Annotated in this window: 6 protein-coding genes; 5 read left to right on the top strand and 1 reads right to left on the bottom strand. The window is 43.8% G+C overall.

Going from position 1 to position 5,571, the window contains the following annotated elements:
- From F6K20_RS22335 to F6K20_RS22315, 5 genes are all read left to right on the top strand, one after another.
- A partial coding sequence (locus F6K20_RS22335; protein WP_502708861.1) for a nucleotidyl transferase family protein occupies nt 1–241 on the top strand: 241 nt, incomplete at its 5' end.
- A 515-nt stretch (nt 242–756) separates the two neighbouring features.
- Complete coding sequence (locus F6K20_RS22330) at nt 757–1,494, top strand: GUN4 domain-containing protein (RefSeq protein WP_044492691.1); 738 nt, start codon at nt 757–759, stop codon at nt 1,492–1,494.
- A 189-nt stretch (nt 1,495–1,683) separates the two neighbouring features.
- Entirely contained in the window at nt 1,684–3,270 is a 1,587-nt protein-coding gene (locus F6K20_RS22325; RefSeq protein WP_287249987.1) for a GAF domain-containing sensor histidine kinase, read from the top strand.
- A 320-nt stretch (nt 3,271–3,590) separates the two neighbouring features.
- The gene (locus F6K20_RS22320; protein WP_008182505.1) at nt 3,591–4,973 is read left to right on the top strand and encodes an IctB family putative bicarbonate transporter; all 1,383 of its coding nucleotides are present in this window, start codon (nt 3,591–3,593) and stop codon (nt 4,971–4,973) included.
- Nucleotides 4,974–5,035: 62 nt separating this feature from the next.
- Nucleotides 5,036–5,161: a hypothetical protein gene (locus F6K20_RS22315; protein ID WP_267872018.1), complete on the top strand. Its 126-nt coding sequence runs from the start codon at nt 5,036–5,038 to the stop codon at nt 5,159–5,161.
- Nucleotides 5,162–5,200: 39 nt separating this feature from the next.
- Here F6K20_RS22315 and smpB read toward each other — a convergent pair.
- Nucleotides 5,201–5,571: SsrA-binding protein SmpB (gene smpB / locus F6K20_RS22310; protein WP_287296060.1), on the bottom strand; the 371-nt coding region annotated here is incomplete at its 5' end.

Below are 5,571 nucleotides of genomic sequence, written 5' to 3'. Positions count from 1 at the left end.
GGCAGAAATTCTGGCAACTCTCAAACCCGTAGATGGGGTAGTGATTTTTGCTGAAACCACAGCTAATCGTTTAATTGAAGCACTGCAACCAGAGGTGTACGTTAAAGGGGGTGACTACACTTTATCCACTTTACCAGAAGCCAAAATTGTTCAATCCTACGGGGGGCGGATTGAGTTAGTCCAGGTTGAATTTCCTACCTCCACTACTCAAATCATTAACCGCATTCTTCAGGCTCGATAAGCAGGTGAGAATAGAGAATGGTTGAAATTTGGTAAGTTGTTGTGCTTGTAAATTGATTATTTGTCAATTTTGGAAAAAACTTTTTATACCCTCGGATGTTGTCTCTCCCTCACCGGTATCTCCCTATCTACTTCAGTATAGGCTGGCTTACATTAGGCATGATAGCACGCTTACATTAGGTACTAAGCACGCTTAAACACTTACACGCTTAACTATTAACCATTAACCAAAGCCAACACCTAACCCATAACCCCTAACAATTAACCTGCAAGTTAATTGTTCCACCAGGTTATGAGTGAAGCACCGCTACAGACAATTGACGGACTAGGCTCGGTGAAATTTTGGCACAAGTTCTTGATCGTAAAAGGTTTAAGCTTAGACAATTATAAGCTTTAAGGTTGTATACAAGCGGTTCCTTGCCGTAGTCTAGGTTAAAAGCATCAACTTGCTTGACTCTCGACTTTAAAAGCTATCACATTCAACCTTCTTGAGTGCAACCTCAAACCCTACCCTTCATGAGCGATCAAACGGCCCGGTTCCCAGCAGAAGTCTCTAACACAGTTGCCGAACTCCAGCGCCAGCTAAAGTCTAGTTCTGAAAAAAAACAACAGGCTTTGATTCAGGAACTTGCCAGCACTGGCACTGCCGGGTTAGACGTGTTAATGGAATTTTTACAGGAGCAACATGCCAACCCGACTATCCTCAGTGCTGGTTTTGCCTATCAAGCCCTCCATCAAGCCAATATGCCCAAAACCAATGAATTTCTGCAAACTTATTTTCCTACTGGGGTTGTACCCCTACGTTCTGAAGCAGGCATTGATTACACACCCGTGCAACAGCTGCTAGTTAAACAAGACTTTCTCGCAGCTGACCGTCTTACTCTCGAAAAACTCTGTGAGTTAGCAGGAGCTGCTGCTGTACAGAGAAGATGGCTGTATTTTTCGGAAGTAGACAATTTCCCGATTACGGATTTGCAAACTATTGATATCTTGTGGGTTATTCACTCTCAAGGCAAATTTGGATTTTCTGTGCAGCGGGAGCTTTGGTTGTCTTTAGGCAAGAACTGGGAAAAACTTTGGCCAAAAATTGGTTGGAAAACTGGCAATCGCTGGACCCGATATCCCCATGAGTTTATCTGGGATCTCAGTGCACCAAAAGGTCATTTGCCTCTTTCGAATCAGCTCAGAGGTGTTCGGGTATTTTCCTCTTTGCTTTCTCATCCAGCTTGGTCTACTCAGACATCACTCCCATAAGCGGTCAGGAACGAAACAACCGCAAAAATGCTTCTGATACCAAAAAAAATGGCATTATTTAAGCATTTATTTTCCTGAGAATTTGTTTACTTCACTACTCTATCTGGGAACCTTAAGTGTTGTGGGTAGCACTACAGTAGCCAGTGGACTGTGGTGCTACCAAAGGTAACCATGGGGAATGGGTTGGTTATGGCAAAAGAAAATCAAATTTTTTGTACTTTGGATGGTTTGACTGCTAAAGAACGGGAAAAAAAACGACTGAAAACTCTTCGGGATTTAGGTCTACTCGAAGCAGAAACAGTACCAGTTTTCGACGAGGCAACTCAGACTACTGCCAGATTTTTAGATGTGCCTATCTGCATTTTGGGCTTTATGGTACAAACGCAACAGCACATCAAATCAGCTGTGGGATTATCTAGAATCGGGCTAATGAATCGAGTGGCACAGTCCCGTCAGTTGCCCCGTAGTGAATGCTTTTGTAGCTATGTAGTAGATAGTCATCAAATGTTGGCGATTAATGATACAGTCGCCAACCCTGTCTTTGCTAGTAGTGTACTGGTTCACCACTACGGTATCCGTTCTTACTTAGGTGCACCACTGTTAACTGCTGACGGAGAGTGTTTAGGTACCCTAGCAGTTATGGATTTAGTACCTCGCAATTTTACCACCAAAGATTATGAGTTTTTGGCAATTACCGCTCGCTGGAGTCTCAGTGAATTTGAGCGGAATCATTTTTTGAAAAAAGAGCGTGACCGCTTTGTTAACTGGCTAACTAACTCTTCAACAGAGCCTCAGCACTCTCAGGAAGTCGAGTCTGATCGCCAAACTTCTAGCCCTAGGAATGTCTCTCTAGATGGGATAGCTGGTTTTAACTCAGTTCACACCATTAAGTACAAATTACTAACTCAGCTGACACAGGAATTGCGCACACCTCTAACATCGATTATGGGAATGGCTAGTGTATTAAGTCGCCAAGTTTATGGGTCTTTGACTGATAAACAAAAAGAATATCTAGAAATTGTTTATTGCAGTGGTCGTCAGCTGGTCTTGATGGTTGATGAAATTCTTTGCTTGGGGATTTTTGATGAAAACAGCGAACAACTAAATTTAACTGCTGTAGATATTGAAATGCTCTGTCAACAAGCAATGAACAATTTAGCACAGATAGCCCAGCAACATCGACAAAAGTTGCATCTATCTGTAGAGCCAGGTAATCGCATCTGGTTTCTGGATAAAGAAAAGGTACGACAAATGCTATATTACCTCATATTCAGTGTGATTTACTCGGCTGAGGCAGGGGGTGAAGTACGCATCCATGTCTCTCGAAAAACTGATTTGGAGAGGGCTAATGTCGTGTCTTTGAAAATCGCGGTTTGGGTTTCTCACCCCTGGCTCGGAGATGGTCTACCTCAGATGTACGGACAAATTTATGAGTTACCGTTACAATCCCCCTCAGCAGCAGCAGCGGTTGCTAATGCTTTAGAAACCCCATTCATCACTGAAGCACTGGGAATAAGTGAACTACCTTCGAGTTCAAACTTCCTCTGTGACAATCAGTTTTTATCCAGTTCTTTTGATCCAGAAACTACTAGTTGGGGTTCTGAATCGGAAAAAAGACCTCAGAATAGTGAATCTCGTGAAAGTTTAGGGCTATTACTAAGCTGCCATTTAGCTAAACGCCATAGAGGAAAAATTTCTGTTCAAGGTTTGCCAGAGTTAGGGTATCGGTACGTGATTACTTTACCGCAATTAGAGTCTCCTGATCAAAACTGTTAAACCACTGTTCCGATTCATTGACTCATATGTTAAACTAATCTAGGCAACGGTACTGTCAAGGTGATCTAGCCATCAGACCTAGACCGTATTTATCAAAAAAACTCATAAATAGAAGACTAACGGCTGATAAAGGTTGCTCAGTTAATAAATTATTTAATTTTGCTTAGTCTTTCTGAAGTGGTCGATAGCAAAAGTGCTAAAGACCCCCTGAGAACGCCAGCTTTTCGGGAAGCGTCGAAAAGTTTTTTAGTATTTGGTGAAGGAATCCTGATATAAAATCAAAGATTATAGATGAGGTGGGTTCAAATAAAAAATAGACAATGAATTCAGCATGGGCTAAGTTTACTCTTTCAAATTTACAGCTGTATCGGTGGCGAGGCACTAGCTATTTGTATCGCCTGGTAGGACTCCTAGATGCTTGGCGTCAGAGTAGCTTGCTCCTACAGTGGTCTGACCCAATAGGAGCGATGATAGTTGCTCTGGTGTTAAGTTTAGCTCCTTTTGTTTCCAATGCTCTAGTAGGCATCTTGTTAATTGCAAGTGCAGGGTTATGGGTATTGCTAACCTTATCCGATGATATAGGAAAGCCGAAGGTAAGCCCCATTCATCTGTTAGTTTTTTTGTACTGGAGTGTTGCCACTATAGCCACCGCACTCTCTCCGGTGAAAGGGGCTGCCTCTAGTGGTTTGGTAAAATTAACCCTTTATTTGTTCTTTTTTGCCCTGATGGCAAGGGTATTACGTTCTCGTCCCCTTCGTAGCTGGATTATTACCCTCTTTCTCCATATCTCACTAATTGTCAGTATTTACGGCTTGCGGCAGTGGTTTTTTGGGGCTGAAGCATTAGCTACCTGGGTAGACCCCACTTCAGCAGCAGCAAAACTGACGCGGGTTTATAGTTATCTGGGCAACCCGAATTTACTAGCTGGTTATCTGATCCCAGCAGTAGCATTGAGTTTGGCAGCAGTATTTGTCTGGCAGGGTTTGCTCCCCAAAGCCTTAGCACTGACGATGGTAGTCGTGAATTCAATTTGTCTAGTGCTAACCTTTAGTCGGGGTGGATGGATTGGTTTTGTTGTTTGTATTTTCGTCTTCTTGATCCTGCTGGTGTATTGGTACAGTGTGCAGTTGCCCCCTAAATTACGCCCTTGGGCAATGCCAGCACTATTAAGCAGTTGTGCTGGGGTGATGCTTCTCGCCGTCATGTTTGTTCCAGCTATACGCGATCGCATTGCTAGTATTTTTGTTGGTCGGGAAGATAGTAGTAACAACTTCCGCATGAATGTTTGGTCTGCGGTGATGGACATGATTCGTGACCGACCCATCATTGGCATTGGTCCAGGTAACAACGCCTTCAACAAAATCTATCCCCTTTTCCAACGCCCCAAATATACCGCCCTCAGTGCCTATTCCATTTTCCTAGAAACTGCCGTAGAAATGGGTTTGATCGGGATGTTATGTTTCCTTTGGTTGCTGATAGTCACCTTCAACCAAGGCATGCAACAACTGAGTCGTCTGAGAAATTTAGCGAACCGTCAGGGATTTTGGCTGATGGGAGCCATTGCCACCATGTCAGGAATGCTCGCCCATGGTCTGGTAGATACCGTTTGGTACCGTCCTCAAGTGCAGACCCTATGGTGGCTAGTCGTCGCCATTATTGCCAGTTTCTATGTCAATCCAAATTCTGACCCGTCAAAAGTTTAAAGTTTGCAGGTTGCTTTGCAGGTTGCAGGTTACAAGTTACCAAGTTACAGGTTGCTAGTTTTGTGCTGACCAAACAACCTTCAACCTACCCTACGGGAACGCCAAGAGCGAACAACCTTCAACCTTCAACCTACCAACCTTCAACCTTCAACCTTCAACCTTCAACCTTCAACCTACCAACCAACTAACCAACCTTGGCCTTTCGGCCACGCGATCGCGTTCAACCTTCAATAACGTTTAATAGCCCTTGCCATATCTCGCTGATCCTGACGCCTCTTGATCGTCTCCCGCTTATCATGGAGCTTTTTCCCTCTGCCCAAACCAATGCTGACTTTAACCAAGCCGCGCTTCAAATAAATCTTTAAGGGGACAAGGGTTAAACCTTGCTGTTCTAATTTACCGGTGAGCTTATTGATTTCCTTACGGTGCAGCAGTAGTTTTCGGCTGCGACGGGGGTCATGATTAAAATATTCGTTGATATTTTGGTACGGAGAGATATGGACATTGAGCAGCCAGGCTTCCCCACCACGAATCAACCCATAGCCATCCCGCAAGTTGACCTTGCCAACTTGCGGGATGGCTATAGGTTGATTCGTGA

Source organism: Moorena sp. SIO2C4 (assembly GCF_010672485.1).
In the GTDB taxonomy this organism is placed as follows: Bacteria; Cyanobacteriota; Cyanobacteriia; order Cyanobacteriales; family Coleofasciculaceae; genus Moorena; species Moorena producens.
The sequence above is the reverse complement of the archived record's forward strand: the minus strand, read 5'-3'. Positions and strand labels throughout refer to the sequence as shown.

What these genes read in the sequence shown, in the direction of transcription:
- F6K20_RS22330 (WP_044492691.1), top strand. Translation starts at nt 757, where the DNA reads ATGAGCGATCAAACGGCCCGGTTCCCAGCAGAAGTCTCTAACACAGTT.
- F6K20_RS22325 (WP_287249987.1), top strand. Translation starts at nt 1,684, where the DNA reads ATGGCAAAAGAAAATCAAATTTTTTGTACTTTGGATGGTTTGACTGCT.
- F6K20_RS22320 (WP_008182505.1), top strand. Translation starts at nt 3,591, where the DNA reads ATGAATTCAGCATGGGCTAAGTTTACTCTTTCAAATTTACAGCTGTAT.